Source organism: Mesorhizobium sp. M4A.F.Ca.ET.020.02.1.1 (genome assembly GCF_004022645.1).
Lineage (GTDB): Bacteria > Pseudomonadota > Alphaproteobacteria > Rhizobiales > Rhizobiaceae > Mesorhizobium.
On the sequence record NZ_RZOI01000807.1, the window covers coordinates 1 to 2,548 of the forward strand.

Annotated in this window: 2 protein-coding genes; both read left to right on the forward strand. The window is 66.5% G+C overall.

Annotated elements, in window-relative coordinates; all coding sequences use genetic code 11:
- A partial coding sequence (locus tag EN742_RS31405; protein WP_128333692.1) for an AAA family ATPase occupies positions 1-1,917 on the forward strand: 1,917 nt, incomplete at its 5' end.
- 341 nt (positions 1,918-2,258) lie between these two features.
- On the forward strand, positions 2,259-2,548 hold a 290-nt coding region (locus tag EN742_RS31415), incomplete at its 3' end, for an aldehyde dehydrogenase family protein (RefSeq protein WP_128333693.1).

A 2,548-nucleotide genomic window follows, 5' to 3' on the forward strand; every position in this document is an offset into this window, starting at 1 on the left:
GCGCACACGCTGATCGGCGCCGGGGGTGCCGCCGGAACCGGCGATGCCGCCAATCTCCTGAAGCCGGCGCTGGCACGCGGCGAGCTTCGCACCATCGCGGCGACGACCTGGGCCGAATACAAGCAGCATATCGAGAAAGACCCGGCGCTGACCCGCCGCTTCCAGGTGGTCAAGATCGATGAGCCGTCGGAAGTCGTGGCCGTGCTGATGCTGCGCGGCGTCGCCGGCGTCCTGGAACAGCACCATAAGGTGCAGATTCTGGACGAGGCGATCGAGGCGGCGGTTGCCTTGTCGCATCGCTACATTCCGGCGCGGCAGCTGCCCGACAAGGCGGTCAGCCTTCTCGACACGGCCTGCGCCCGCGTCGCCATTTCGCAGCATGCGACGCCTGCCGAGGTCGAGGACATATTGCGCCGTCGCCAGGCGCTCGAGGTCGAGCGCGGCATCATCGGCCGCGAGGCGGCGATCGGCATCGAGGTGGCGGACCGGCAGGTCAGGGTCGATGCCGGCCTGGCCGAAACCGAAGCCGCTTTGGCCGCCGCCCAGGCCCGTTGGGACCGGGAAAAGGCGCTGGTGGCCGAAATCCTTGACCTGCGCGCACGACTGCGCGGCGAGGGCGTGCCGCTCGATCCGGTGGGCGCCGAGGAAGCTGCCGGCGGCGAAGCGGCTGCCGCGACCGGAGCAGACGCACCGGAGAAGAAGGCACCCGGGGCCAAGGCGCCGGAGGTGAAAGCAGCGGAAACCAAGACCTCGAAGACGAAGGCCGCGAAAACGAAGGCAGCCAAGGTCGAGGCGCCCGTTGCCGAGGTCGCCGCTTCGCCACCGGATTCCGCCGCCGACCTGGCACGATTGCGCGAATTGATGGCGGAACTTGCCGCGGCCCAGGGCGAGACGCCGCTGATCCTGCCATCTGTCGACCGCAACGCCGTGGCCGCGGTGGTGCAGGACTGGACCGGCATCCCGACCGGACGGATGCTGTCCAGCCAGACCGAGAAGGCGCTCAAGCTCGCCGCCACGCTTGCCGAGCGCGTGGTCGGCCAGGATCACGCGATGGAGATGATCGCCAAACGCGTGCAGACCAGCCGCGCCGGGCTCGGCGCGCCGGAAAAGCCGGTGGGCGTGTTCCTGCTCTGCGGTCCTTCCGGCGTCGGCAAGACCGAGACCGCGCTGGCGCTGGCCGAAACGCTCTATGGCGGCGAGCAGAACCTCATCTCGATCAACATGTCCGAATTCCAGGAGGCGCATACGGTCTCGACGCTCAAGGGCGCGCCGCCCGGTTATGTCGGCTACGGCAAGGGCGGTATCCTAACCGAGGCGGTGCGCAGAAAACCCTATTCGGTGATCCTGCTCGACGAGGTCGAGAAGGCGCATCCCGACGTGCACGAGATTTTCTTCCAGGTCTTCGACAAGGGCATGATGGACGACAGCGAAGGCCGGCGGATCGATTTCAAGAACACGCTGATCCTGCTCACATCCAATGTCGGCTCCGAGGTCATCATGGACCGCACCGGGAACGGCACGGTGCGAGCCGGGCTCGACGATCTCGACACCGCCTTGCGCGGCCCGTTGCTCAAGGTTTTCCCCGCGGCCTTCCTTGGCCGGGTGGTGACCATACCCTACTATCCGCTGTCGGATGCGATGATCGAGGCGATCACGCGCCACCAGTTCGCCAAGATCGCGCGCCGGCTGCGAGCCACAAGCGATGCCGAGCTGGTGATCGGCGACGGGGTCATGGATCTGGTCAAGGCGCGCTGCACCGAGATCGAATCCGGCGGGAGAATGATCGACGCCATCCTCACCAACACGCTGCTGCCGGAACTGAGCCGCGGCGTTCTGAACCGTTCGCTCGAAGGCGAAAAGATGACGAAAGTGACCGTCGGGGCTTCCGCGGAAGGGTTCACCTACACTTTCGAATGACCGCCGTTGCTGTCTCGACTGCCGTCGGCCTGGCATCGAAATCAAAGACGACTGGTTTGCCGTGGGTGGGCCAGCGCGCGAAGGTCAGCGGAACGACGTCGTGGTGCCGGAAGATCGCGCCGACGAGCTCGGTGGCGCGGCGATCTTCCTGCCTTCGAACGCCGCCAGTTTCGTCACCGGTCAGATGCTCTTGTCGACGGCGGGATGACCAGCTCCGTATAGCGGGCGTCGGGCCCTATGTGTCTTCCTTTGTTCACCCGCGGCACGTTACATAGGCGGTGCTGGTCTGCAACGGCGGCTTTGCTTTCGGCCGGGCGTTTCAGGAACAAGGGTCTGCGGCAATGACGGCATCGGCGAAAGATCTATCCTTGCGCGTTCCCATCGACGGCCGGCACCGCAAGATGCTGATCGATGGAAAGTGGCGCGACGCGGCGAGCGGCCGCACCTTCGAGACGCGCAACCCCGCCACGGGGGCGGTGATCGGCACCGTGCCGCGATCCGGTGCCGGGGACATCGACCTCGCCGTCGCCGCCGCGCGCCGTGCCTTCGAAGGACCGTGGAGCCGGTTCAAGCCGTATGAGCGCCAGCTCCTGCTTCTCAAGATCGCCGATCTGATGGAGCGGCATTGGGA